The sequence below is a fragment of the Curtobacterium sp. ABR8 genome (assembly GCF_057812125.1).
In genome coordinates, this window is record NZ_CM173818.1 from 14,011 (window position 1) to 37,335 (window position 23,325).

Sequence of the window (23,325 nt, forward strand, 5' to 3'; positions counted from 1 at the left end):
CGCCACGGGCCTCCAGTCCGCCGTCCACAAGACGCCCGCAGAGTTATCCACAGGTGTGGAGAAACCGGTGAGTTACACGCGTGTGATTATCCCCACTGTGGACTCAGCTGTGGATAACTCCGGGGTCGGGGTGTGGATGACGATGTGGAGAGTGTGGAGAAGTGTGGACAACCGCCCAGATCCTCGACGATCCGGGCGCTGAAGCCCGGAACTCCTGTGGAGAACGACGACGCCCGCCGCACCTGGTGGTGCGACGGGCGTCGGGAGGTCTCGCGGCTGGTGTCAGCGCCAGCGGGTGGTCATGAGGAAGCCGATGAACATGATGCCGAAGCCGATCAGGATGTTCCACGAGCCGAGGCTCGGGACCGGCAGGGTCGCGTTCGAGATGTAGAAGACGATCACCCAGACCAGGCCGATGATCATGAAGCCGAACATGACCGGCTTGAACCACACCGGATTGGGGCTGTCCCCCGCGGTGTCGACCGAGTCGGCTCGGGTCCTCCGGGCGGGCTTGGTGCGGTCCTTGTCACTGGCCATGGCCGGTATCCTACCGTGACCACGTGTGTGGATCGGCCCGCAGACCGCTGCACACATCCCCCACGAGTACGGTGAACCGCCATGACCAGGATCCTCGTCGTCGACAACTACGACAGCTTCGTCTACACGCTGAACGGGTACGTCCAACAGCTCGGGGCCGAGACGGACGTGGTCCGCAACGACGCCTTCCCCGAGTCGGAGATCGCCGACCGCATCGCCGAGTACGACGGTGTCCTGCTGTCGCCCGGCCCGGGCACCCCGGCCGACGCCGGCGTCTCGATCCCGACGGTGCACGCAGCGATGGCCTCCGGAACCCCACTGCTCGGGGTCTGCCTCGGCCACCAGGCGATCGCGGAGGCCCTCGGGGCCACGGTCACGCACGCAGACGAACTCATGCACGGCAAGACGTCGCAGGTCGACCACGACGACAGTGCGCTCTTCGCCGGGGTCCCGCACCCGTTCACGGCGACGCGGTACCACTCCCTCGCCATCGTCGACGGGACGGTCCCCGACGAACTGACCGTCACGGCCCGGACCGGCGGCGGCGTCATCATGGGCGTCCAGCACCGTGACCACCCGCTCTACGGCGTGCAGTTCCACCCCGAGTCGGTCCTGACCGAAGGCGGCTACCGCATGGTCGGCAACTGGCTCGAGACCACCGGCCTGTCCGGTGCCGCCGAGCGTGCCGACGGCCTCGGCCCGCTCATCGCGACGCACCGCGCCTGAGCTGCCAGCGCACGCACGACGGCGTCGTGTCCTGACGGTGGCGGCCGCAGCAGTGGACGCGACGACCTGACGAGCTGCGGCCGCGTGGCGGGGTGCGCCGGGCCTCCTGGCCGTCAGCGCGCCGACGGGAGGCCCGTCACCGTCCCGTCACGCTGCACGCGCATGCGTGTGGTCGGCTCGAGAGCCGCGGAGACGCCGTCAGTGATCGGTACGGTCAGCGACCGTCGCCGTTGTCCCCACCGTTGTCGCCGTTGTCCCCGCCGTTGTCTCCACCGTTGTCGCCCTTGTCGTCCCCGTTGTCGGTCGACGGGGCGCGGGTCGGCTGGCTCGCGGCGCAGTACGTCAGCGTGACGGCACTGCCCTGGGCGATGTCTCCCTGGGGGGTGTCCTGCTGCGTGACGAGGCCGCCCGTGCACGAGTACGACGGTGACGGCGTCACGGTGAGGCCCAGCTGCTCGAGCGACGCCTTGGCCTCGGAGAACTGCTGGTTCGTGACGTTCGGCAGCTGGACCTTGCCGTTGGAGACCGTGAGGTTGATCACGATGCCCTTGGTGTGGAGCGAGCCGGACTCGGGGTCGGAACTCATCACGGTGCCCTCCGGCACGTCGGACGAGTAGTCGGAACTGATCGCGCCGACACGGAACCCGGCATCGTCCAGCGCCTGCTGCGCCGCTGCCTGGGACTGCCCGTTCAGTTCGGGTACCGGGACCCGCTCGGGGCCGAGGGACACGACGACGTTGACACTGGACTTGCGGCCCACGTTGATGCCAGAACCGGGGTCGGTGCGGATGACCATGCCCTTGTCGACCGAGTCGGAGTTCTCCTCGACCTTGACGGCCGTGAGGTCCTTCTTCTCGAGGGCGGTGGACGCGGCACTGAAGGTCGACCCGGTGACGTTCGGGACGCTCACGGACGACGACACCGGCGGCTTGCCCGGCTGCAGGTTCGCGACGAAGAACACCACACCGACGATGACCGCGACCGTCAGCAGGATCCCGACCCAGATCCAAGCCACCGGCGGACGGTTCTGCGTGCGCTGCGGGCGGTGCTCAGCCGTGTCGTCGTCGAGCTCGCGGAACGCCGCGGCCGGGTTCGACGTGGTGCGCGGGTCGACCCCGAACAGCACCGTCGAGGCGTCGTTCGCCGCGTTCTGCTGGATCTTCTTGGTGGACGCCGGAACCCGGCCCGCAGCGGCCTGCTGCAGGTCCGAGCGGAACTCTGCTGCGTTCTGGAAGCGGCGCGTGCGGTCCTTCACCAGGGCGTGCAGGGTCACGGCGTCGAGCGCCGGCGAGACCTCTGGCGTGATCGAGGACGGTGCGACGGGCTGCTCGCTGACGTGCTGGTAGGCCACCGCCACCGGGGTGTCCCCGAGGAAGGGCGCACGGCCGGTGAGGAGCTCGAACAGCACGACACCGGTGGAGTAGATGTCCGTGCGGGCGTCGACGGTCTCGCCGCGGGCCTGCTCCGGCGAGAAGTACGACGCGGTGCCGAGGATCGACGTGGTCTGCGCGACGGTGGCCGAGGTGTCGGTGATGGCGCGGGCGATGCCGAAGTCCATGACCTTGACCTGGCCGTTGTGCGTGACCATGACGTTGGCGGGCTTGATGTCCCGGTGCACGACGCCGGCGCGGTGGGAGTACTCGAGCGCGGTGAGGATGCCCTCGGTGATGCGGACGGCCTCGGCCGGAGCGACGGCGCCCTCGGCGATGATGTCGGAGAGCGGGCGGCCCTCGACGTACTCCATCACGATGAAGGGGACCTGCACCTCGGCGCCCGAGGTCTCGGTCACGGTCTCCTCGCCCGCGTCGTACACGCGGACGACCGTCGGGTGCGCCATGCGTGCGGCGGCCTGGGCTTCCTGCCGGAACCGGGTGCGGAACGCCGGGTCGTTGGCCAGGCTCGGCTTCAGGAGCTTCACCGCGACCTTGCGACCGAGACGGGTGTCGTTGCCGAGGTGCACGGTTGCCATGCCGCCTCGACCGATGACGTCACCGATCTCGTAACGGTTGGCGAGGAGGGTGATCCCCGCGGTCACACCTTCTGGCACGTACTCCTCCGTCTGTCCGTCCGGGCTAGTGTACGGCAGCCGAACCTGGTGAGACGCTGGTCCGGGAGGGGTCGACCGAACCGTTACCGAACGGTGTCGACAGTCCCCGTCCGGGGGTCGTTCAGTTGCCGTCCATCGGGGCGTCGGTGGGGTCGATGCCGTCGTTCGGGTCCGTCGTGGGCTCCTCGGTGGGCTCGGTCCAGGTGACCTGCGCCCCGGGCGACGAGTCGGAGACGACCGCCGTGCCGGACTGCGGCGACTTGCACGTCACCTTGTAGGACAGGGTCACCGTGCCGGACTGCGCGGCCGCGACGGTGACCGCCGTGCCGGAGGTCGAGCCCGAGCTGCTGCCGTTCGACGGGACCGTGCCGTTGTCGATCGTGTACGTGTAGCTCACGTCGGAGTACCCGGCGGGGCACTTGTCGTACGACGGCCAGCTGAACGTGACGCGGCCGGAGTCGCTCACGGAGCCACCGGTCGCACGCTCGGGGGCCTCGGCGGTCAGCACGTCGCCGAACGCCTTGATCGTCACTGTCGTGCCCTGCTCGAGGCTGCCCTCGGGGCTGAGCGACTCGACGGTGCCGACCTGGTCGGAGGACGTCGCGTTCGAGCCGGCGACGACCTCGGCCACGAGGCCCTGACCACGGAGCTGGTTCGCGACCTGCTCGGCGTTCTGGCCCGTGTAGTCGGCCGCCGACACGGTCACGCGGGTGTCGACCGGCGTCTGCGACGGCGTCTCGGACGGCGTCGTCGACGGACGCGGGGTCCTCGTCGCGGACTTCGACGGGGTCGGGTCCGGCTCGGCCGCACCGTTCAGGGCGAAGGCTCCGACGACACCGGCGATCGCGAGCACGACGACGATGCCGATGACCCACCAGATCCAGGCGCGCTTCTTCTTCGGTTCCTCTGGCTCGTCCGTTGCCGGGGACCGCGGTCCGACGGGTCCACCGGCGCCGCCGGCGGCCGCGCCGGACTGGGTACCGAGCAGTGCCGTGGCGGCGTCGTTGCCCTGCCCCTGCGGCGGGTTGAACGCCACGGTGCCGCCCTGCGCGATGGCGGGGACGGCCACGGTGGCCGCCGCGACGTCACCACGACGGAGCGCCTGTGCGGCACGCGCCAGGTTGGCGGCGGTCGCGGGACGATCGGCGGGCTTCTTCGCGATGCACGAGATCACGAGCGCGGCGACGGGCTCGGGGATGTCCCCGGGCAGTGCCGGCGGCTGCTCGTTGATGTGCGCCATCGCGATGGCGACCTGCGACTCACCCGTGAAGGGACGGCGACCCGCCAGGCACTCGTACGCGACGATGCCGAGCGAGTAGATGTCGGTCGACGGCGACGCCGGGTGTCCGCTCGCCTGTTCCGGCGAGAGGTACTGCACGGTGCCCATGACCTGGCCGGTCGCGGTGAGCGGGACCTGGTCCGCGATGCGTGCGATGCCGAAGTCGGTGATCTTGACGCGGCCGTCGGGCGTGATGAGCAGGTTGCCGGGCTTGATGTCGCGGTGCACGAGACCGACCGCGTGGGCGGCCTGCAGGGCGTTCGCGGTCTGCGCGACGATGTCCAGGACCTTGTCGACCGGCAGCGTGTGCTCGCGCTCGATCATGGTCGAGAGCGCTTCGCCGGGGACGAGCTCCATCACGAGGTAGGCGCTGCCGTCCTCTTCGCCGTAGTCGAAGACGTTGGCGATGCCCTCGTGGTTGACGAGCGCAGCGTGGCGGGCCTCGGCGCGGAAGCGCTCGAGGAACCCGGGGTCGCCGAGGTACTCGTCCTTGAGGATCTTGAGTGCGACGGTTCGGCCGATGACGAGGTCGGTGGCCTGCCACACCTCTCCCATGCCGCCGATGGCGACCCGGGACGAGAGCTGGTACCGCCCACCGAAGGTGAGTCCGCTGGTGGGTCTCATTTGTTCAGCACCGCCTCCATGACTTTCTTCGCGACCGGGGCCGCGACTGTGTTGCCGACTCCCGACTGACCGAGCCCGCCGCCGTCTCCGACGACGACCGCCACGGCGACCTCCGGGTCCTTCGCGGGCGCGAACCCGGTGAACCAGAGGGTGTAGGGATCGCCTGTTCCGCCCTCGGCCGTGCCCGTCTTCCCTGCGACGTCGACACCGTCGATCTTGGCATTCGTTCCGGTCCCGGCGTTCACGACGCTCTGCATGGCCTCGGTGAGGTCAGCGGACTCGGAGGAGGACAGCGGATCACTGTACTGCCTCGGGGAGAAGGACTCGACCGTCTTCAGGTCGCTCGTGGTGATCGAGTCGACGAGTGAGGGCTGCATGACCTTGCCGCCGTTCGCGATGCCGGCCGACACCATGGCCATCTGCAGCGGGGACACCCGGACGCTCGCCTGGCCGAACGCGCTCAGCATGAGCTGCGCCGTGGAGTCGACCTCGGGGTACTGGCTGGCGGTCGCGGACATCGGGACCTCGATGGCGTCACCGAAGCCGTACTTGTCGGCCATGCTCTTGATCGCGTCGTACCCGAGCTTCTGTCCGAGCTCGGCGAACGGGATGTTGCACGAGTACTGGATGGCCGTGCGGAGCTTGACCTTGTCGCCGCCGCCGCACGTGCCGCCCTCGGCGTTGTTGATGTACGAGCTCGTGCCGGGGAGCTGCAGGCGCGACGGGTTCGGGAACGTCGAGTCGAGGTTGTACTTCCCGCCCTCGAGGGCAGCCGACGCGACGACGAGCTTGAACACCGATCCCGGCGTGTACAGGTCGCCGCCGATCGCACGGTTCTGCAGCGGGGACGACGAGGCGCCGAGCAGGGCGTCGTACTGCTCCTTGACCTTCGCGGTGTCGTGTGAGGTCAGCGTGTTCGGGTCGTAGCTCGGCTTCGACACCATGGCGAGGATCTTGCCGGTCTTCGGCTGGATCGCGACCACGGCGCCGCTGTTCGAGCCGAGGGCGTCGTACGCGGCCTGCTGCACGGCGGGGTCGATCGTCAGGTTGACGTTGTCGCCCTGGACGTCCTGGCCGGTGAGGATCGAGTTGAGGTTCTGGAAGAACGACGCGTCCGAGTTGCCGGACAGCACGGTGTTCTCCGCGCTCTCGATGCCGGTGTTGCCCTGACCGATGGTGAAGTACCCGGTGACGGCCGAGTACAGGTCGCCGTTCGTGTACTTGCGCTGGTACTCGTACTGGTCGTCCACGGGGGTCGACTCGGCGATCGGGCTGCCGTCGACGAGGATCGCACCGCGCTTGGTCGAGTAACTGTCCAAGATGGTTCGTGAGTTGCGGGAGTCGGCGCGGAGCGTGTCCGCCGAGAAGAACTGGATCGAGGTCGTCGACACGAAGAGTGCGACGAACATGAGCACGATGACGGTCGAGACACCGCGGAGCTGTCGGTTCATCGACGACGCTCCTTCCTGGTCGCGCGCGCAGACCGCCCGCTCGCGGCGGGGATCGCACCCTGCTGGACGCGTTGTTCGGCTGGGATGGAATCGGTGAGTCGCAGCAGCATCGCGGCGATGATCCAGTTCGCGATGAGCGAGGAACCACCCGCTGCCATGAAGGGCGTGGTCAGGCCCGTCACCGGGATGATCCGGGTGATGCCGCCGACGACGACGAAGACCTGCAGCGCGATGATGAAGCCGAAGCCCACACCGAGCAGCTTGCCGAAGTCGTCCTGGGCCATGAACGCCACGCGCAGGCCCCGCGACGCCAGGACGATGAAGAGCGCGAGGATCGCGAAGACACCGATCAGCCCGAGCTCCTCGCCGAGCGAGGCGATGATGTAGTCGGCGTTGGCCACCGGCGTGATGTACGGGCGACCCTGCCCGAGGCCGGTGCCCGTGATCCCGCCGTTCGCGAAGCCGAACAGGCCCTGCACGAGCTGGTAGCTGCCCTGCGTCTGCCGGTCGAAGATCTCCTGGTTGAAGGGGTCGAGCCACTGCTCGAACCGGCCGTGCACGTACTCGAGCACGGACTGGGCGACGAGCGCGCCTCCAACGAAGAGGGTCAGACCGATGAGGACCCAGCTCAGTCGTGCCGTCGCGACGTAGATCATCACGAGGAACAGGCCGAAGTACAGCAGCGCCGTGCCGAGGTCGCGCTGGAAGACGAGGACGGCCATCGCGGCGCCCCACATCACCAGGATCGGGCCGAGGTCGCGGGCCCGCGGGAACGTCATGCCGAGGAACTTCTTGCCGACGATCGACAGCGAGTCGCGTGCGGTGACGAGGTAGCCGGCGAAGAACAACGCCATGGTGATCTTCGCGAGCTCGCCCGGTTGGAACGAGAACGGCCCGATCTGGATCCAGACCCGCGCGCCACCGATGTTCGTGCCGATGCCGGGCAGCATCGGCAGGAGCAGCAGGACGATCGTCAGCGCCATGAAGATGTACCGGTACCGCTGCAGGAACCGGTGGTTGCGGACGGCGACGAGCGTGATGATCGCCAGGACCATCGCGAGCATCGTCCAGACGATCTGCTTCACGCCGATGGCGTCCCACCCGGACAGGCCGTTGTGGACGTCGATGCGGTAGATCTCGGCGATGCCGATGCCGTTCAGGACGAGTGCGATCGGCAGGATGAACGGGTCGGCGTTCTTCGCGACGACCCGCAGCACCACGTGCATCACGAGCGCGAGGCCGAGGATGCCCCCGCCGATCCACAGCACCGAGGTGTCGAAGAGCTGCCCCTTCGTACCGAGCTGCACGAGGACCATCGCGCCGGCGCAGATGCCGCAGGCGATGACGAGGAGCACGAGCTCGAGGTTGCGAGCGCGTGCGGGTTCACGGAGCTTGATCGTGATCGCCTGGGTGAACGACTGGGCGGTGGCGTTGCTCATCGCGAGCCCCGGGTCGGGGACGGCGAGGGCGTCGACGACCGGGTCGGGGACGGCGAGGGCGAGGAGGTGGATCCGCCGTCGCCGCCGGTGCCGGCTTGGTCCTGCCCGGTCTCGGCGGCCTTGCGGAGTCGGTCGACGATGTCGCGCGCGTCGCCGAGCGACTGCGCGTTGATCGTCGAGCGGACGTTCTCGCGGGTGTAGTCCGGCAGCATCGACACCGTGATGTCGGTGTCCTCGTAGACGTCCGACAGTGCCAGTGGGCCGATCGACTGCTGGACGCCCTTGTAGATCGCGACCGTGCCGCGGTCGGTGCCGACGTAGTAGTGGTCCTGCGTGATCCGCCAGCCGACGAACACCGCGCCGACGAGCACGGCGACGGCGACCACGAGCGCGACGGTCCACGACACGCGGCGTCGGATGCGGCGTCGGCGGTCCTCGGCGATGAGCTCCGCGAAGAACTGGTCGGACTCGGGCTCGAAGTGCGAGTCCTCGGGTGCGGTGGTGACCTTGAGCGGGTGCAGCAGGATCGTGGGGAGGCGGATCGGCTTGCGGCCGGTCGACGCCTCGAAGGTCAGGGGAGCAGCCGCGGAGCCGACGGTGGTGGCCGCGTCGTCGTCGTCGTCGACCTCGTCCGCGGTGACGTCCATGACGACGACGGTGACGTTGTCGGGGGCACCGTGGTCGAGCGTCTCCTTGACGAGGCGCTGGGTGACCTGGTTGGCGTCCATGTTCGACGCCAGGGCGTGTCGGATGCGTTCCTCGGCCAGGTACGACGACAGCCCGTCGGAGCACAGCAGCCAGCGGTCGCCCGGCTGGATGTCCATGATCGCGGTGTCGACCTCCGGGGCGGCGTCGACGTCGCCGAGCACGCGCATGAGCACCGAACGGCGGGGGTGGACCGCTGCTTCTTCCGGGGTGATCCGGCCGCTGTCGACCAGGCGCTGCACGAAGGTGTGGTCCGACGTGATCTGCTGCAGCTCGCCGTCGCGGTGACGGTAGATGCGCGAGTCGCCGATGTGCGCGATCGCGATCTGCTCGCCGACCCGGATCATCGCGGACACCGTGGTGCCCATGCCGGTGAGCTCCTGGTGCTCGAACACCGTCTCGGTGATGAGCTGGTTCGCCGCGATCAACGCTGACTGCAACGCGAACTCGGCGTCGTGCGCCGACGGGAACTCGCGGTCGACCTCGCGGATGCGCCGGATCGCGATCGCCGAGGCGACGTCGCCGCCGGCGTGCCCGCCCATGCCGTCAGCGACCGCGAACAGGTGCGCCCCGGCGTAGCCGGAGTCCTGGTTGTTCGCGCGGATGCGGCCCACGTGGGACACAGCGGCGCTCAGCGTGCGAGCGGTCATGCCGGGTTACCGCCGCAGCTCGAACGTCGTCGTCCCGATCGTGATCGGCGTGCGCTCCGCGACGATCAGGGGAGCGCTCACCTTCTGACCGTTGACGAAGGTGCCGTTCGTGGACTCGAGGTCGGTGAGGAGCCAGCCGTCGGCGCGCAGGTCGAGCCGGGCGTGGTTGGTCGAGGTGTAGTCGTCGCGGATCACGACGTTGGACTCGCTGGAGCGACCGATCGTGATCGGTCCGCCGCCGAGGGGCATCTCCATGCCCTCGCGCGCGCCCTCGGTGATCACGAGGCGCACCGCGGCCGGCGAGGCGGACTGTGTCGCGGCGGTCGGTTGCCCGATCAGGTCGGTGAACGCGCCGCCCGAGGCCGCTGCCGGCGCCGCCGCTGCGGGGATCGTCGGGGTCGTCGGGCCGGAGGGTGCCGACTTGGAATCCGTGGGGATCGTGCGCACGCGCTGGCCGAAGAGATCACTGCGCAGGGCGAAGACGATCACGAAGACGAACAGCCAGAGCACCGCGAGGAACGCGAAGCGCAGGACGAGCAGGGTCAGGCCTGTGGTCATCGAGCACCTCCGTCGTTCTCCGGGATCACCCGGAACACCATACGGGTACGACCGATCTCGATGGTGGAGTCCGGCTCCACGATCGCCTGTTGGAAGTGCTGGCCGTTCAGCTTCGAGCCGTTCGTCGAGCCCAGATCGGTGGCCTGGGCGTGCTTGCCGTCCCACAGGACCTCGACGTGCTTCCGGCTCGTCCCGGTGTCCGCGATCGTGATGTCCGCGTCGCTGCCGCGGCCGATCACGGTGCGTCCGCGCTGCAGGCGGTGGCGCTGTGAACCGATGTCGAGCACGGCGATCCAGGCGACGTCGCGCTGCACCGTGGTGGAGTCGATCTGCAGGATGCCCGTGGACAACGTGCCGTCCTGTTGCAGTCGGATGGTGACCGGTCCGGAGAACGAGTAGTTCTGTGCGACGGCGTGCTGGTGGGCCATCTGCGTGAGTTCGTCGATCAGTGGACGACCGACGTCGTTCATGCGCGTGAAGTCCGGTGGCGCCAGACGCACGGTGAACTCGTTCGGCACCAGGATCCGCTCGCGGGACACCACGGCGGCCTTCGTGTCGAGCTCGCGGCGCAGGGCACTCGAGATCTCGACCGGCTGCACACCGGAGCGGAAGGTCTTCGCGAACGCGCCGTTCACGGCGCGCTCCAGCCCTCGCTCGAAGTTGTCCAGCAGGCCCATGTGTCTCCAGAGTCGTCGGTCGCCAACCACTGCATGGTAGTGGTTGGCGCAGGGGGCAGTCTGTGCGTGGTAGTGTTTTGGGGCTGGCGCGAGTGGCGGAATTGGTAGACGCGCACGGTTCAGGTCCGTGTGCTGGAAACGGCGTGGGGGTTCAAGTCCCCCCTCGCGCACCAGGCGAAACGAGGAAGGCCCCGGAGGAATCCGGGGCCTTTCCTCGTTCTCGGGGCTGTGCCGCCCGGATCGGTCGGCGGGGCGCGGATCAGGTCCGGTCGCTGTCCGTCGCATGGTCGGGATCCGGCCTGGAGGCACGGCTCGGCCCCGACACGCCGGGTCCGGAGAACCCGTGGTCGGTTCTTCCCGCATCGCTGCGGGCGAAGAACGGGCGCGCGCTGGGCAGGAAGAAGAGGACCGCGGCGACGACCGACAGCGCGATCGTCAGGAGTCCGAGTTCGCCGCTCGTGAGGCTGAGGGCAGCGCGGGCCGCTGCGACGACGACCAGCACGATGCGTGCCACCCGCGACCCGCCGGCCATGCGGACGACGGCCCAGCCGACGAGCCCCCAGACGACGACCGCGACGAGCACCGTCAGGACCGTGCCGATGCCGGTCGTCGCCGTCCCCGCGACGAACTGCAGGACGGTGGCCACCAGGCAGACGGCGACCCAGACGAGCCAGAGCACGAACGACACGGTGACCACCTGCGGTCGGTCCGGGCGGCGGGTGAACAGGGTGCTGGTCATGGCTGCACGGTACCGGGCGTCCAGGTCGTGTGGACGGCCCCGCCGTTAGCGTGACCGGGTGACCGATGATCGTGCAGCAGCCCCCCGCCCCGGTGTCGACGTCCCCGATGCCCGGGGGCGGACCGGACTCGACGCCGTCGGCCGTGACCTCGACCGCAACCCCGACGTCGTCGTGCGGGACGTCGAGGTCGTGTCGGACGGTTGGCACGTGCTCCGTCGCACGACGCTCGACGTCCGGCGCCGGGACGGCCGGTGGGACCGGCAGCAGCGTGAGACCTACGACCGCGGGAACGGTGCCACGGTGCTGCCGTACGACGCCGAGCGCCGTACGGTCCTGCTCACCCGGCAGTTCCGGTGGCCGGCGTACGTGAACGGTCACCCGGACGGGATGTTGATCGAGGCAGCGGCGGGGCTGCTCGACGAGGACGGCCCCGAGACCGCCGTCCGACGTGAGGCCGCCGAGGAGCTCGGCATCCGGCTCGGCGCGCTCGAGCACCTGGGGGACGTGTTCATGAGCCCCGGTTCGGTGACCGAGCGCGTCCACTTCTACGTCGGTGCCTACACGCCGGCGGACCGGGTCGAGGCCGGCGGTGGGGTCGAGGACGAGGGTGAGGACATCGAGGTGCTCGAGTTGCCGCTCGACGAGGCGCTCGCGATGGTCGAGGACGGCCGGATCGCCGACGGCAAGACGATCATGCTGCTGCAGTGGGTGGCACTGCGGCGGGTGTCACCCGGCCAGCGCTGACGCGTCCAGGCCGACGGCGCGGGCGATCGTCGTGCGGACCAGGCCCTCGCGGGTCGGGCGGTCGAGGTAGTCGACGAGCGCGTACCCGTTGGTGGCGTCGACGAGCGCGAAGAGCAGGCGTCCGACGCCGTCGGGGTCGTCGGTGCGCATCGCGCCGGCGTGCACCCCGTCGGCGACGACCGTGGTCGCGAGGAGCTGCCAGTCGTCCATGACGTCCCGTGCCGCGGTCGCCAGTGCCGCGTTCGTTCGGCCGATGCTCCAGGCGTCGGCCCAGAGGGTGGCGACGTCGTCGCGTGCGGGGTCGGCGATGCAGGCGAGCAGGGTGCGGAGGCCGGAGACGGGGTCGGGCGCGTCGGTGACGATCGCGCGGACCTCGGCGACTTCGGCGTCCGCGACGGTGCGGAAGGTCTCGCCGACCAGGTCCTCCATGCTCGGGCGGTAGTGGGCGACGAGCGAGGGCGCGACCCCGATCACCGCGGCGACCCCGCGGAGGGTGACCGCCGCGAGGCCCTCGGCGCGCGCCAGGTCGACCGCGGCGGCCGTGATCTGGGCCTCGCGTTCGGCCGGGCTGAGGCGCCGGCGGGCCGGTGTCGACGGCATCGCGTCCCACCGTATCCGGGCGTCACGCGCCCTCGACGACGAACGCCGCCCACAGGTCGGCCCGGGTCGCGAAGACGGAGAGGTCGCGGTCCAGGAGTCGGCCGGCGTGCTCGACCCGGGAACGTGCTGTGTGGCGGTGGATGCCGAGCACCTGGGCGGCCCGGTCGTACTCGCAGTTCTGCTCGAGCCAGGCGCGGACGGTGCGGGTGAGCTCGGTGCCCGCCGACCGGTCGTGTTCGAGCAGGGGAGCGAGGAACGCGCGGGCGACGGCTCCCGCGTCCACGTCGACGTGGGCCAGGTGTGCGAGGACGCCCTCCCTGGCGAGGTCGCCGAACTCGGTCGTGCCCGGGCGTCCTTCGCGGCGGCGGTCGAGGGCCTGCACGGCCTCGGTGCGGGCGCGGCCGAACGAGCGGTACGCGGCACCGTCCGACAGGCCGGCGCGCAGGTCGAAGCGCCCGACGAGCTCCTCGACGATCGCGGTGTCGTCGGCGCTCACGCACAGGAAGAGCGCGTCGTCGACGGCGAAGAAGAGCTGTCCGGGCCGGTCCTGCACCCACAGTTCGAGCAGGTCGACGACGGTGTCGAGGTCCTGGTCCGCGACGTCGACGGCCGCGATCCGGACCGGTTCGGCCGGCAGCGGCCCCCACACCTCGCGCGACGTCGACTGGACCACCTCCGGATCGCCGACCGAGAGCATGGTGAGGAGCCCGGTGCGCAGGAGCCCGCGTGCCCTGGCCAGCTCGCGGTTCTGCTGCAGTGCGAGGCCGGCGAGGGCGATGACGGAGGTCACCACCTCGCGTCCGGCGCGGTCGAGTGCTCCTCCGTTGGCGATCGCGAGCACGCCGCTCAGGTGGCCACCGCTGCCGAGGGTCTGCAGCGTGAACCCGGTGTGGTGCTCGGTCGTCACCGGCAGGCTCGCCCGCTGTCCCGCACGCAGCAGGCGCAGTGCCTCGGTCCGGAGCAGCTCGAGGTCCTGGTCGGGAACGCCGTCCGCCGGGTGCCCACGGTCCAGGCGCCCCGACACGTCGAAGAGTCCGACCCAGCCGTCGAGCTGCCCGGAGAGCTCGGCGATCGTGGCGCCGAGTCCGTCCGGGCGCATCGCCGCGAGCGAGATCGCCCGCTGCGCGGCGAGGGCCCAGGCGTTCCGGGCGTTCGCGTCACGGGCGACGGCTTCGGCGTTCGCCTGCGCCACCGCGATGAAGGAGGTCTCGTAGGGCACCTCGAACAAGGGGAGTCCGTCCTGTTCGCAGGCTGCGACGAGGGCGTCCGGGGTGCCGGCGCGGACGACCTCGGTGCCGAAGCCGAGCGCGACGACGCCACGCTCGACGAGCCGGCGGACGTAGGGGCCTGCGACGTCCTCCGGGACCTCGGCCTCGGTGCCGAACTGGGTGCCGGTCGTCAGCAGTCCCTGCCCGTCGGCCAGGAACCGCGTCGGGTCCTCGAGGTCGGAACTGTGCAGCCACGACAGCGGGGCGTCGAGTGCGCCCGAGTCGGCATCGGTGAGCAGGCGGAGGCGGAGGTCGGCTCGGTGCAACAGGGAACGCAGCGTCGCGGGCATGCGAGCACCTTATCCACCAGGGCGATCGAAGCGGGTGCCGGTGTACACGATGGACAGCCGCTCGGACCGCCGCAGGCTCCTACGATCGCCGCATGTCCTCCACCGCAGCACCCTCGATCAGTGCGCCCACCGGCGGCCCCTCGCTGCCCCAGGAGCGACGGCTCGTCACGGCCGTCCCCGGCCCGCGGTCACGCGAGCTCATGGCGCGGAAGGCCGGTGCCGTCGCGGCCGGGGTCGGCGTCGCCGTGCCCATCGCCGTCGTCGCTGCCGGTGGTGGGGTCGTGGTGGACGCCGACGACAACTCGTTCGTCGACCTGGGCTCGGGCATCGCCGTGACGAGCGTCGGCAACGCGCACCCCGGTGTCGTCGCCGCGGTCACCGAGCAGGTCGCTGCCTTCACCCACACGTGCTTCACGATCGCCGCCTACGACGGCTACGTCGCCGTCGCCGAGGCCCTCAACCGCCTGACCCCCGGTGACCACGAGAAGCGGACGGCCCTGTTCAACTCCGGCGCCGAAGCCGTCGAGAACGCCGTCAAGATCGCGCGCAAGCACACCGGTCGACAGGCCGTCGTGGTGTTCGACCACGCGTACCACGGTCGGACGAACCTGACGATGGCGCTCACCGCGAAGAACCAGCCGTACAAGGACGGCTTCGGACCGTTCGCGCCCGAGGTCTACCGGGTGCCGATGTCCTACCCCTTCCACGACGGACTCTCCGGGCCCGAGGCGGCGAAGCGCGCGATCAGCCAGATCGAGAAGCAGGTCGGCGCGGCGAACACCGCTGCGGTGCTCATCGAGCCGATCCAGGGTGAGGGCGGATTCGTCGTCCCCGCACCGGGCTTCCTCACCGCCCTGTCGGAGTGGACGACGGCCAACGGCGTCGTCCTCATCGCCGACGAGGTGCAGACCGGCTTCGCGCGTACCGGGGCGATGTTCGCCAGCGAGCACGAGGGGATCGTGCCGGACGTCGTCACGACCGCGAAGGGCATGGCCGGCGGTCTGCCCCTGTCCGCCGTGACCGGTCGTGCCGAGATCATGGACTCCGCCCACGTCGGCGGGCTCGGCGGCACCTACGGCGGCAACCCGATCGCGTGCGCCGCCGCGCTCGCCGCGATCGACGCGTTCGAGCACGACGGGCTGATCGACCGTGCCCGCGAGATCGGGGACGTGCTGCTCGGACGGCTCCGGACGGCGCAGACGACCGACCCGCGGATCGGTGACGTCCGCGGACGCGGCGCGATGGTCGCGATGGAACTCGTGGACCCCGCGACCGGCGAACCGGACGCCGCACTGACCGGGAAGGTGGTGCGGCACGCGTTCGAGCACGGTGTCATCGCGCTGACCGCCGGCACGTACGGCAACGTCGTCCGGTTCCTGCCCCCACTGTCGATCGACGACGCCCTGCTCCACGAGGGACTCGACGTCGTCCTGGAAGGACTCGCAACAGCATGACCACCGTCACCACCACCGCCCCCGCGGCCGACCGCACCGACGCCGAACGCGAGCTGCTCGCGCGCGTCCCCACGGGCCTCCTGGTCGACGGCGTCTGGCAGCCGGCGGCCGACGGCCGGACCTTCGCCGTCGTCGACCCCGCCACCGGCGAGACGCTGCTCGACATCGCCGACGCAACCCCCGAAGACGGTGTCCGGGCCCTCGACGCCGCGGAAGCAGCCAAGAGGGGCTGGGCGACCACGCCGCCGCGACAGCGCGCCGAGCTGTTGCGGCGTGCGTTCGACCTGCTCCAGGAACGACGGGAGGACTTCGCGCTGCTCATGACGCTCGAGATGGGCAAGCCGCTCGCCGAGGCCCGCGGCGAGGTCGCCTACGGCGGCGAGTTCCTGCGCTGGTTCTCGGAGGAGGCCGTCCGGATCGGCGGCTCGTACGGCGTCAACCCGGAGGGCACCGGCCGTGCCACCGTCTCGCACAAGCCCGTCGGCCCCGCGTTCCTGATCACGCCGTGGAACTTCCCGCTGGCGATGGCCACGCGGAAGATCGCACCGGCGCTCGCCGCCGGCTGCACGGTCGTCGTGAAGCCGGCCGAACTGACGCCGCTCACGACCCTGCTCTTCGTCGACCTGCTGCGCGAGGTCGGACTGCCCGCCGGTGTGGTCAACGTGGTGCCGACCACCCGCGCCGCCGACGTCTCCGGGCCGGTGATCGCCGACCCCAGGCTCCGGAAGCTGTCCTTCACGGGCTCGACGCCGGTCGGACGCACGCTGCTCGCGCAGGCGGCGCAGAACGTGCTCCGGACGAGCATGGAGCTCGGCGGCAACGCCCCGTTCCTGGTGTTCGCCGACGCCGACCTCGACCTGGCCGTGGAGGGCGCGCTCGCCGCGAAGTTCCGCAACACCGGGCAGGCCTGCACCGCCGCGAACCGGTTCCTGGTGCACGAGGACGTCGTCGACGAGTTCGCCCGCCGGGTCACCGCACGCGTCGAGGCCATGCGGGTCGGACGTGGCACCGAGGACGGCGTCGCCATCGGACCGCTCATCGACGACCGCGCCGTCGACAAGGCGCACCGCCTGGTCACCGACGCGCTCGACCGCGGGGCGACGCTCCGCACCGGCGGTCACCCGGTCGACGGCCCCGGCACCTTCTACGCGCCCACGGTCCTGACCGACGTGCAGCCCGGCAGCGACCTGCTCCGCGACGAGATCTTCGGTCCCGTCCTGGCGATCCGGACCTTCCGCACCGAGGACGAGGCCGTGGCCGCCGCCAACGACACCGAGTACGGTCTGGTCGGCTACGCGTTCACCGAGGACCCGGCTCGCGGCCAGCGCCTCATGGAGCGCCTCGAGACCGGGATGCTCGGACTCAACACCGGTGTCGTCTCGAACGCGTCGGCCCCGTTCGGCGGTGTGAAGCAGTCCGGGCTCGGTCGCGAGGGCGGCGGCGAGGGCATCGCCGAGTACCTCGAGACCATGTACACGCTGACCCCGGACCCGTTCCGGAGCACCACCACCGAAGGAGCAGCACGATGATCGAGAGCGACGTCGTCGTCATCGGAGCCGGCGTCACCGGCCTGACCGCCGCGAACCGCCTGCGCGCGGCGGGGATCACCGTCACGGTGCTCGAGGCACGCGACCGCGTGGGCGGGCGCACCTGGACGAACGACATCGACGGCGTCACGCTCGAGATCGGCGGCCAGTGGGTCTCGCCCGACCAGACCGCACTGCTCGAGACCCTCGACGAACTCGGGCTCGACACCTACGACCGGTACCGCGAGGGCTCCAGCGTCTACGTCGACGCCGCGGGCACCCGCACCGAGTACACCGGCGACATCTTCCCGCTGCCCGAGGCGACGGCGAACGAGATCGAGCGGCTCGTCGCCGTCGTCGACGAGTACGTCGCGGCGGTCGATCCCGCACGACCCTGGGAGGCCCCGGACGCCGCGGCACTGGACGAGACCTCGTTCCGGGCCTGGCTGCACACGCTCAGCCCGGACCGCGTCGCCACCGACAACGTCGAGCTGTTCATCGCGGGTGCCATGCTCACGAAGCCCGCGCACGCGTTCTCGGCACTGCAGGCCCTGCTGATGGCCGCCTCCGCCGGCAGCTTCGCGAACCTGGTCGACGCCGACTTCATCCTGGACAAGCGGGTCGTCGGCGGGATGCAGCAGGTTTCCGAGCGGCTCGCCGAGCGCCTCGGTGACGCCGTGCACCTGAACGCGCCGGTGCGCACCCTGCGCTGGACCGACGAGGGGGTCGTCGCGCTCGCCGACGGCGGCCTCGAGGTGCACGCCCGGCAGGCGCTCGTCGCCGTGCCGCCGCCCCTGTACTCGCGGATCTCGTACGAGCCGCCGTTGCCCCGTCGCCAGCACCAGCTGCACCAGCACCTGTCGATGGGCTTCGTCATCAAGGTGCACGCCGTCTACGACCGGCCGTTCTGGCGCGGCGCCGGGCTCTCCGGCACCGCGTTCAGCCCGTACGAGGTCGTGCACGAGGCGTACGACAACACCGAGCACGGCTCCGAGCAGGGCACGCTCGTCGGGTTCGTCTCCGACCAGCACGCCGACGACCTCTTCACGCTGTCGGCCGAGGAACGGAAGGCCCGGGTGCTCGGCTCGCTCGCGCACTACTACGGCGACGAGGCCCTGCGCCCGGTCGTGTACTACGAGAGCGACTGGGGCACCGAGGAGTGGACCCGTGGCGCCTACGCGGCGAGCTTCGACCTGGGCGGGCTCGTCCGCTACGGCGCCGACCAGCGTGCTGCCGTCGGTCCCATCCGGTTCGCGTCGAGCGACCTGGCCGGGCAGGGGTACCAGCACGTCGACGGTGCGGTGCGGATCGGGCGCGAGGTCGCCGACGAGATCCTCGCCGTCACCCCGGTCAGCGCCGGCGCGGGCGCTGCCGGCTCGTCCGTCTGAACGGGCGCAGCGACGGCCGCGCGTAGCGTCCGGGCCATGAGCGACACGACGGCGAACGGATCCAGCGACCCCAGCGAGGCCGAAGAGCAGTACACCGAGGACCTGCCGGACGGGTCGCCCACGGGCGACGCGACGAAGGACCCCGCGCAGGACAGCGACACGGACTCCGGCGGCGAGCCCGCCGACCCCCAGCAGTAGCGGCGACCAACGAGCAGACGGGAGGCGCGGTGCCAGCTGGCACCGTGCCTCCCGTCCGTCGTTCGCTCAGTCCGAGGCGATGAGCCGCTCGGCCGCGGAGCGTGCCGCGGTGGCCCACGGCCGCGACGGATCAGCCTGGGCGCTCGCCATCGCGCCGTCGTAGAGGACGCAGAGCTGGAGCGACGTGCTCGCCGTGTCATCGATCCCGGCCTCGGTGAGGAGCGTCCGGAAGAGCTCGCGGACCCAGTCTCGGTGTTCGAGGGTGATCTCGTGTGTCGGATGGCCTTCGCCGTACTCCGCCTCGACGTTGATGAACGGGCAGCCTCGGTAACCGGGCTCGGCGAACCACTCGCCGAGCAGATCGAACACTGCGAGGATCCGGCCGTGCGCATCGCCTGCTCGTCGCGGGAGTTCCGCGCGGACGTGCTCCTGCCACGAACGGCTGCGCCCCTGCAGGTACCCGACCACGAGGTCGTCCTTCGTGCGGAAGTGCGTGTAGAGGCTCGCCTTCGAGATCTCTGCTTCGGCGGCGACCTGGTCGACGCCGACCGCGTGGATGCCCTGCTCGTAGAAGAGCCGATCGGCCGTCGCGACTGCCCGTTCGAGCGCAGGTCGGCGACGGGTGCGTGGTGCGATCTGATCCGGCATGGCTTGACAATACCAAACAGGTCGGTACAGTTACCAGCGATTAACCGAACCGATCTGTTCAGACAGGATGTTCCACCATGCACAAGACCGCTCTCATCACCGGCGCCACCAGCGGCATCGGCCGTGCCACCGCCGAACTCCTCGCCGCCCGTGGGATGCACGTCATCGTGTCCGGCCGCAGCGCCGATCGCGGCGAAGCCGTCGTCCAGGCCATCCGCGCCGCCGGGGGGACCGCCGACTTCGTCGCAGCGGAGCTCCGCGACGAGTCGAGCGCGAAGGACCTGGCGGCCCGAGCGCGCGAACTCGGTGGCGGGCGCGTCGACGTCCTGGTCAACAGCGCCGGCGTCTTCCCCTTCGGACCCACCGCCGAGACCACCACGGACGGTTTCGACGAGGTCTTCGACATCAACGTCAAGGCCCCGTACTTCCTCGTCGCTGCGCTCGCACCCGCGATGACCGAGCGGGGCGACGGAGCGATCGTGAACGTCACCACGATGGTCGCCGAGTTCGGTGCCGCCGGCATGGGCCTCTACGGATCGAGCAAGGCCGCGCTCGTCCTGCTGACCAAGTCGTGGGCCGCCGAGTTCGGGCCGGCCGGGGTCCGCGTGAACGCCGTCAGCCCCGGCCCGACCCGCACCGAGGGAACCGCGGCGATGGGCGAGAGCCTCGACGCGCTCGCTGCCGGTGGTCCCGCCGGTCGTCCGGGGACCGCTGCCGAGGTCGCGGAGGCCATCGTGTTCCTGGCGACGGACGCCGCGTCGTTCGTGCACGGCGCTGTCCTGCCGGTGGACGGCGGGCGGATCGCGGTCTGAGACCGGACCACGGGACGGACGGGAGGCCCGTGGCGGATCCGCCACGGGCCTCCCGTCCGTCGTGGAGCTGGGTCGAGAGCGTCCGTCAGCCGATGCGGATCAGCTTCTTGTTGACGAACTCGTCGGCCCCCAGAGGGCCGAGCTCGCGGCCGAACCCGCTCGCCTTGACGCCGCCGAACGGCAGTTCCGGGCTGTCCGCGCCGACAATGTTGACGTAGACCATGCCGGCCTCGAGCCGGTCCGCGACGCGGAGTGCCTGTTCGGAGTCGGTCGTGAACAGGTACGAGCCGAGCCCGTACGGGGTGTCGTTGGCGAGTGCCACGGCGGCGTCCTCGTCGGCGACCCGGTACACGGCGGCGACGGGGCCGAAGAACTCCTCGCGGTAGGCGTCGTTGTCCGGCGTGACGTCGGTCAGGATCGTCGGCACGAAGGCGTTGCCCTGGCGGTCGCCACCCGTGACGACCGTGGCACCCTGCTCGACGGCCGCGGCGAGCTGCTCCTGCAGCCGGTCGGCAGCGGCCGGCGAGGACAGCGGGCCGAGCTCGGCACCGGGCGTGCTCGGATCCGTCGGTGCGACCGCCGACATCGCGGCGGTGAACTTCGCCAGGAAGTCGTCGTACAGGTCGTCCACCACCAGGAAGCGCTTCGGGGCGTTGCAGACCTGCCCGTTGCCCTCGAGGCGTGTGGTGACGGCCGACTCGACCACGGAGTCGAGGTCGTCGGTGGACAGCACGATGAAGGGGTCCGATCCACCGAGTTCGAGCACGACCTTCGTGAGGTTCCGGCCCGCGATCTCGGCGACGGCGGCGCCGGCGCGGGCGGAACCGGTCAGCGAGACGCCCTGCACGCGTGGGTCGGCGATGACGTCGGCGGCCTGGTCGTTCGTCGCGAAGACGTTCGTGTACGCGCCCTCGGGGAACCCGGCGTCGTGGAAGACGCGCTCGATCGCCAGCGCCGACTCGGGGCACTGGGGCGCGTGCTTGAGCAGCACCGTGTTGCCGATGAGCAGGTTCGGACCGGCGAACCGGGCGATCTGGTACGCCGGGAAGTTCCACGGCATGATGCCGAGCAGCACGCCGATCGAGGACTTCCGGATGAAGGCGCTGCCCTCGGAACCGTCCGCCAGGGTGATCGGCTGGTCGGCGAGGAACTCCTCGGCGTGGTCGGCGTAGTAGTCGTAGATGTCGGCGCAGAAGTCGACCTCGCCCTCGGCCTGGTCGATCGGCTTCGCCATCTCGCGCACGATCGTCGCCGCGAGGTCGGCGTGCCGCTCGCGGTACAGGTCGGCGACGCGGTGGAGCAGGGCGGCGCGGTCGGCGACGGTGCTGGTGCGCTCGCGGTGGGCGCGGTCCGCGACAGCGATCGCCGCCCGGAGCTCGTCGTCGGTGATGGTCGGGAACGTCTCGAGGGTCGTGCCCGTGGTGGGGTCGGTGACGGCGTACATGGCGTCCTCTCGTGGTGGGTCAGGCCTGGTCGGTCAGCTGCTTGTTCACGCCGGTGACCGGCTGGTTCTCGTCGAAGCCCTTCGGTGCGACCCGGAAGCCCTTCGTGATGACGAGCAGGTAGGCGAAGCCGATCGCCGCCCACACTCCTCCTGCGATCAGTGCATCGGCGTGGAGCTGCGACCAGAGCACGCCGGTCAGGACCATCGCGAGGCCGGGCAGCACGATGTACTTCCAGCGGTCGCCCGCCGTGTGACGACGGCCCTGCCGCACGGCGAAGTGCACGATCACCGTGGCGTTGACGAACGTGAACGCGACGAGGGCGCCGAAGTTGATGTAGGCGGCGACCGTGTCGAGCGAGAAGCTCATCGCGAGCAGGGTGACCGCGCCGACGAAGACGACGTTGAAGACAGGGGTGTGCGTGCGGGGGTGCACGTAGCCGAAGACCCGCTTCGGCAGGACGTTGTTCCGGCCCATCACCATGAGCATCCGGGCGACGCTCGCGTGCGACGCGAGCCCGGACGCCAGCGCGGCGACGAACCCGGCCGAGACGAGCACCGCCTGGAACACCGGACCGCCCACGAGCAGGCCGATCTGCGGCAGCGGGTCGTCGGTGAACTCGCCGAACGGGGCGTTCGTCGGGAACCGCAGCTGCGCGAAGTACGCGGACACCAGGAAGATCGCGCCGCCGAGCAGCACCGTCAGCATGATCGCCTTCGGCATGATCCGGATCGACTTGGCCTCTTCGGTGTACATCGTCACCGCGTCGAAGCCGATGAACGAGAAGCAGACCACCGTCGCGCCGGTGAGCAGCGCCGACATCGTCACACCGTCGTGCACGAACGGTTCGGCGCTGACGATCGTGCCGGCACCCGCGCCGTGCGTGAGCTCGATCACGGTGAAGACCACGAACGCGATCATCGCCAGGATCGCGCCGACGAGCAGCACCATGTTGAGGTTCGACGTCCCACGCATCGACAGGCAGATCACCGTCGTCACGAACACCGTGTAGACGACGACCGTCACCCACGGGGGCAGCGCCGGGAACACCTGCTCCAGGTAGAGCCGGATGATGAGGGCGTTCACCATCGGCAGCAGCAGGTAGTCGAGCAGGGACGCCCACCCGACCATGAAGCCGAGGTTCGGGTGCATCGACTCCCGCACGTACGTGTACGCGGAGCCGGCGGCCGGGTAGACGCGGACCATCTTGCCGTAGCTGATCGCCGTCAGCGCCATGATGACCAGCGCGATCAGGTACGCGCTCGGCACGGCGCCGTCGGTCTGCCCGGAGACGATGCCGAAGGTGTCGAACACCACCGTCGGGGTCATGTAGCCGAGGCCCAGGCCGACGATCGCCCACAGCCCGAGGCTCCGCTTCAGGGAGCCGCCGCGCGCAGGTGGTGCCGAGGCCGTCGGTGCGGGGACCGCGGTCGGTGATGCCATGTGACTTCCCTGCTCTTCGGGGCCGGGCAGCGTCGCCCGGGCCGGTTCGGAGCACCATACCGACGCTCCGGTGCCGTGC

General features: G+C 70.3%; 21 protein-coding genes and 1 tRNA gene. 8 read left to right on the forward strand and 14 right to left on the reverse strand.

Going from position 1 to position 23,325, the window contains the following annotated elements:
- Positions 1–282: 282 nt before the first annotated feature.
- Positions 283–537 (reverse strand): cell division protein CrgA, encoded by a 255-nt coding sequence (locus ACXKZB_RS00070; RefSeq protein WP_123311274.1) that lies wholly within the window; start codon positions 535–537, stop codon positions 283–285.
- A gap of 81 nt (positions 538–618) precedes the next feature.
- Between ACXKZB_RS00070 and ACXKZB_RS00075 the strand changes: the two genes are divergently transcribed.
- Positions 619–1,263 (forward strand): anthranilate synthase component II, encoded by a 645-nt coding sequence (locus ACXKZB_RS00075; protein ID WP_123311272.1) that lies wholly within the window; start codon positions 619–621, stop codon positions 1,261–1,263.
- A gap of 214 nt (positions 1,264–1,477) precedes the next feature.
- On the opposite strand, the gene pknB is transcribed toward ACXKZB_RS00075, so the two are convergent.
- The 7 genes from pknB to ACXKZB_RS00110 all read right to left on the reverse strand — a co-directional run bounded on the left by pknB (position 1,478) and on the right by ACXKZB_RS00110 (position 10,693).
- Complete coding sequence (pknB, locus tag ACXKZB_RS00080; RefSeq protein ID WP_488824207.1) at positions 1,478–3,310, reverse strand: Stk1 family PASTA domain-containing Ser/Thr kinase; 1,833 nt, start codon at positions 3,308–3,310, stop codon at positions 1,478–1,480.
- Positions 3,311–3,431: 121 nt separating this feature from the next.
- On the reverse strand, positions 3,432–5,213 hold the full coding sequence (locus ACXKZB_RS00085) for a protein kinase domain-containing protein (RefSeq protein ID WP_488824208.1): 1,782 nt from the start codon (positions 5,211–5,213) through the stop codon (positions 3,432–3,434).
- Positions 5,210–6,664 carry a peptidoglycan D,D-transpeptidase FtsI family protein gene (locus ACXKZB_RS00090; RefSeq protein WP_123311266.1) on the reverse strand — a complete coding sequence of 485 codons (1,455 nt, stop codon included), beginning with the start codon at positions 6,662–6,664 and terminating at the stop codon, positions 5,210–5,212. Before ACXKZB_RS00090 ends, ACXKZB_RS00085 begins: the two co-directional genes overlap by 4 nt.
- Entirely contained in the window at positions 6,661–8,103 is a 1,443-nt protein-coding gene (locus tag ACXKZB_RS00095) for an FtsW/RodA/SpoVE family cell cycle protein (RefSeq protein WP_488824209.1), read from the reverse strand. Before ACXKZB_RS00095 ends, ACXKZB_RS00090 begins: the two co-directional genes overlap by 4 nt.
- Positions 8,100–9,458, reverse strand: coding sequence for a Stp1/IreP family PP2C-type Ser/Thr phosphatase (locus ACXKZB_RS00100; RefSeq protein ID WP_123311262.1), 1,359 nt, complete (start codon positions 9,456–9,458; stop codon positions 8,100–8,102). The genes ACXKZB_RS00095 and ACXKZB_RS00100 overlap by 4 nt, the downstream gene beginning before the upstream one ends.
- Before the next feature lie 6 nt (positions 9,459–9,464).
- Entirely contained in the window at positions 9,465–10,016 is a 552-nt protein-coding gene (locus ACXKZB_RS00105) for an FHA domain-containing protein FhaB/FipA (protein WP_123311260.1), read from the reverse strand.
- Positions 10,013–10,693, reverse strand: coding sequence for an FHA domain-containing protein (locus ACXKZB_RS00110; protein WP_123292929.1), 681 nt, complete (start codon positions 10,691–10,693; stop codon positions 10,013–10,015). The genes ACXKZB_RS00105 and ACXKZB_RS00110 overlap by 4 nt, the downstream gene beginning before the upstream one ends.
- Positions 10,694–10,779: 86 nt before the next feature.
- Between ACXKZB_RS00110 and ACXKZB_RS00115 the strand changes: the two genes are divergently transcribed.
- A tRNA-Leu gene (locus ACXKZB_RS00115) sits at positions 10,780–10,866 on the forward strand.
- Between the two features lie 86 nt (positions 10,867–10,952).
- On the opposite strand, the gene ACXKZB_RS00120 is transcribed toward ACXKZB_RS00115, so the two are convergent.
- Positions 10,953–11,432 carry a hypothetical protein gene (locus ACXKZB_RS00120; RefSeq protein WP_488824210.1) on the reverse strand — a complete coding sequence of 160 codons (480 nt, stop codon included), beginning with the start codon at positions 11,430–11,432 and terminating at the stop codon, positions 10,953–10,955.
- A 58-nt stretch (positions 11,433–11,490) separates the two neighbouring features.
- On the opposite strand from ACXKZB_RS00120, the gene ACXKZB_RS00125 reads away from it, so the two are divergent.
- Positions 11,491–12,177 carry an NUDIX domain-containing protein gene (locus tag ACXKZB_RS00125; RefSeq protein WP_488824211.1) on the forward strand — a complete coding sequence of 229 codons (687 nt, stop codon included), beginning with the start codon at positions 11,491–11,493 and terminating at the stop codon, positions 12,175–12,177.
- Here ACXKZB_RS00125 and ACXKZB_RS00130 read toward each other — a convergent pair.
- Positions 12,160–12,777 carry a TetR/AcrR family transcriptional regulator gene (locus tag ACXKZB_RS00130; protein WP_488824212.1) on the reverse strand — a complete coding sequence of 206 codons (618 nt, stop codon included), beginning with the start codon at positions 12,775–12,777 and terminating at the stop codon, positions 12,160–12,162. The two genes, ACXKZB_RS00125 and ACXKZB_RS00130, sit on opposite strands and share 18 nt — an antisense overlap.
- A gap of 22 nt (positions 12,778–12,799) precedes the next feature.
- On the reverse strand, positions 12,800–14,335 hold the full coding sequence (locus ACXKZB_RS00135; protein ID WP_222658983.1) for a PucR family transcriptional regulator: 1,536 nt from the start codon (positions 14,333–14,335) through the stop codon (positions 12,800–12,802).
- Between the two features lie 92 nt (positions 14,336–14,427).
- On the opposite strand from ACXKZB_RS00135, the gene gabT reads away from it, so the two are divergent.
- The 4 genes from gabT to ACXKZB_RS00155 are packed head-to-tail and all read left to right on the forward strand — an operon-like array spanning position 14,428 to position 18,901.
- Positions 14,428–15,789 carry a 4-aminobutyrate--2-oxoglutarate transaminase gene (gene gabT, locus ACXKZB_RS00140; RefSeq protein ID WP_488824213.1) on the forward strand — a complete coding sequence of 454 codons (1,362 nt, stop codon included), beginning with the start codon at positions 14,428–14,430 and terminating at the stop codon, positions 15,787–15,789.
- Positions 15,786–17,318, forward strand: a complete 1,533-nt coding sequence (locus ACXKZB_RS00145; protein WP_488824214.1) for an NAD-dependent succinate-semialdehyde dehydrogenase — start codon at positions 15,786–15,788, stop codon at positions 17,316–17,318. Before gabT ends, ACXKZB_RS00145 begins: the two co-directional genes overlap by 4 nt.
- Positions 17,315–18,703: a flavin monoamine oxidase family protein gene (locus ACXKZB_RS00150; RefSeq protein ID WP_488824215.1), complete on the forward strand. Its 1,389-nt coding sequence runs from the start codon at positions 17,315–17,317 to the stop codon at positions 18,701–18,703. Before ACXKZB_RS00145 ends, ACXKZB_RS00150 begins: the two co-directional genes overlap by 4 nt.
- 36 nt (positions 18,704–18,739) lie before the next feature.
- Positions 18,740–18,901, forward strand: a complete 162-nt coding sequence (locus tag ACXKZB_RS00155; protein ID WP_185094120.1) for a hypothetical protein — start codon at positions 18,740–18,742, stop codon at positions 18,899–18,901.
- Between the two features lie 66 nt (positions 18,902–18,967).
- Here the strand turns inward: ACXKZB_RS00155 and ACXKZB_RS00160 are convergent, their stop codons facing one another.
- Positions 18,968–19,549 carry a TetR/AcrR family transcriptional regulator gene (locus tag ACXKZB_RS00160; protein ID WP_488824216.1) on the reverse strand — a complete coding sequence of 194 codons (582 nt, stop codon included), beginning with the start codon at positions 19,547–19,549 and terminating at the stop codon, positions 18,968–18,970.
- Positions 19,550–19,626: 77 nt separating this feature from the next.
- On the opposite strand from ACXKZB_RS00160, the gene ACXKZB_RS00165 reads away from it, so the two are divergent.
- Positions 19,627–20,361, forward strand: coding sequence for an SDR family NAD(P)-dependent oxidoreductase (locus tag ACXKZB_RS00165; RefSeq protein WP_488824217.1), 735 nt, complete (start codon positions 19,627–19,629; stop codon positions 20,359–20,361).
- Between the two features lie 85 nt (positions 20,362–20,446).
- Here ACXKZB_RS00165 and ACXKZB_RS00170 read toward each other — a convergent pair whose 3' ends face one another.
- Positions 20,447–21,805, reverse strand: a complete 1,359-nt coding sequence (locus ACXKZB_RS00170) for an NAD-dependent succinate-semialdehyde dehydrogenase (protein WP_488824218.1) — start codon at positions 21,803–21,805, stop codon at positions 20,447–20,449.
- A 19-nt stretch (positions 21,806–21,824) separates the two neighbouring features.
- A complete protein-coding gene (locus tag ACXKZB_RS00175) occupies positions 21,825–23,246 on the reverse strand; it encodes an APC family permease (RefSeq protein ID WP_123311242.1) in 1,422 nt (473 codons plus the stop codon).
- Positions 23,247–23,325 lie beyond the last annotated feature (79 nt).

Excerpts from the sequence above, each read along its gene's own strand:
- ACXKZB_RS00070 (WP_123311274.1), bottom strand. The coding sequence starts at position 537 with ATGGCCAGTGACAAGGACCGCACCAAGCCCGCCCGGAGGACCCGAGCC.
- ACXKZB_RS00075 (WP_123311272.1), top strand. The coding sequence starts at position 619 with ATGACCAGGATCCTCGTCGTCGACAACTACGACAGCTTCGTCTACACG.
- ACXKZB_RS00085 (WP_488824208.1), bottom strand. The coding sequence starts at position 5,213 with ATGAGACCCACCAGCGGACTCACCTTCGGTGGGCGGTACCAGCTCTCG.
- ACXKZB_RS00090 (WP_123311266.1), bottom strand. The coding sequence starts at position 6,664 with ATGAACCGACAGCTCCGCGGTGTCTCGACCGTCATCGTGCTCATGTTC.
- ACXKZB_RS00095 (WP_488824209.1), bottom strand. The coding sequence starts at position 8,103 with ATGAGCAACGCCACCGCCCAGTCGTTCACCCAGGCGATCACGATCAAG.
- ACXKZB_RS00100 (WP_123311262.1), bottom strand. The coding sequence starts at position 9,458 with ATGACCGCTCGCACGCTGAGCGCCGCTGTGTCCCACGTGGGCCGCATC.
- ACXKZB_RS00105 (WP_123311260.1), bottom strand. The coding sequence starts at position 10,016 with ATGACCACAGGCCTGACCCTGCTCGTCCTGCGCTTCGCGTTCCTCGCG.
- ACXKZB_RS00110 (WP_123292929.1), bottom strand. The coding sequence starts at position 10,693 with ATGGGCCTGCTGGACAACTTCGAGCGAGGGCTGGAGCGCGCCGTGAAC.
- ACXKZB_RS00120 (WP_488824210.1), bottom strand. The coding sequence starts at position 11,432 with ATGACCAGCACCCTGTTCACCCGCCGCCCGGACCGACCGCAGGTGGTC.
- ACXKZB_RS00130 (WP_488824212.1), bottom strand. The coding sequence starts at position 12,777 with ATGCCGTCGACACCGGCCCGCCGGCGCCTCAGCCCGGCCGAACGCGAG.
- ACXKZB_RS00135 (WP_222658983.1), bottom strand. The coding sequence starts at position 14,335 with ATGCCCGCGACGCTGCGTTCCCTGTTGCACCGAGCCGACCTCCGCCTC.
- gabT (WP_488824213.1), top strand. The coding sequence starts at position 14,428 with ATGTCCTCCACCGCAGCACCCTCGATCAGTGCGCCCACCGGCGGCCCC.
- ACXKZB_RS00145 (WP_488824214.1), top strand. The coding sequence starts at position 15,786 with ATGACCACCGTCACCACCACCGCCCCCGCGGCCGACCGCACCGACGCC.
- ACXKZB_RS00150 (WP_488824215.1), top strand. The coding sequence starts at position 17,315 with ATGATCGAGAGCGACGTCGTCGTCATCGGAGCCGGCGTCACCGGCCTG.
- ACXKZB_RS00155 (WP_185094120.1), top strand. The coding sequence starts at position 18,740 with ATGAGCGACACGACGGCGAACGGATCCAGCGACCCCAGCGAGGCCGAA.
- ACXKZB_RS00160 (WP_488824216.1), bottom strand. The coding sequence starts at position 19,549 with ATGCCGGATCAGATCGCACCACGCACCCGTCGCCGACCTGCGCTCGAA.
- ACXKZB_RS00165 (WP_488824217.1), top strand. The coding sequence starts at position 19,627 with ATGCACAAGACCGCTCTCATCACCGGCGCCACCAGCGGCATCGGCCGT.
- ACXKZB_RS00170 (WP_488824218.1), bottom strand. The coding sequence starts at position 21,805 with ATGTACGCCGTCACCGACCCCACCACGGGCACGACCCTCGAGACGTTC.
- ACXKZB_RS00175 (WP_123311242.1), bottom strand. The coding sequence starts at position 23,246 with ATGGCATCACCGACCGCGGTCCCCGCACCGACGGCCTCGGCACCACCT.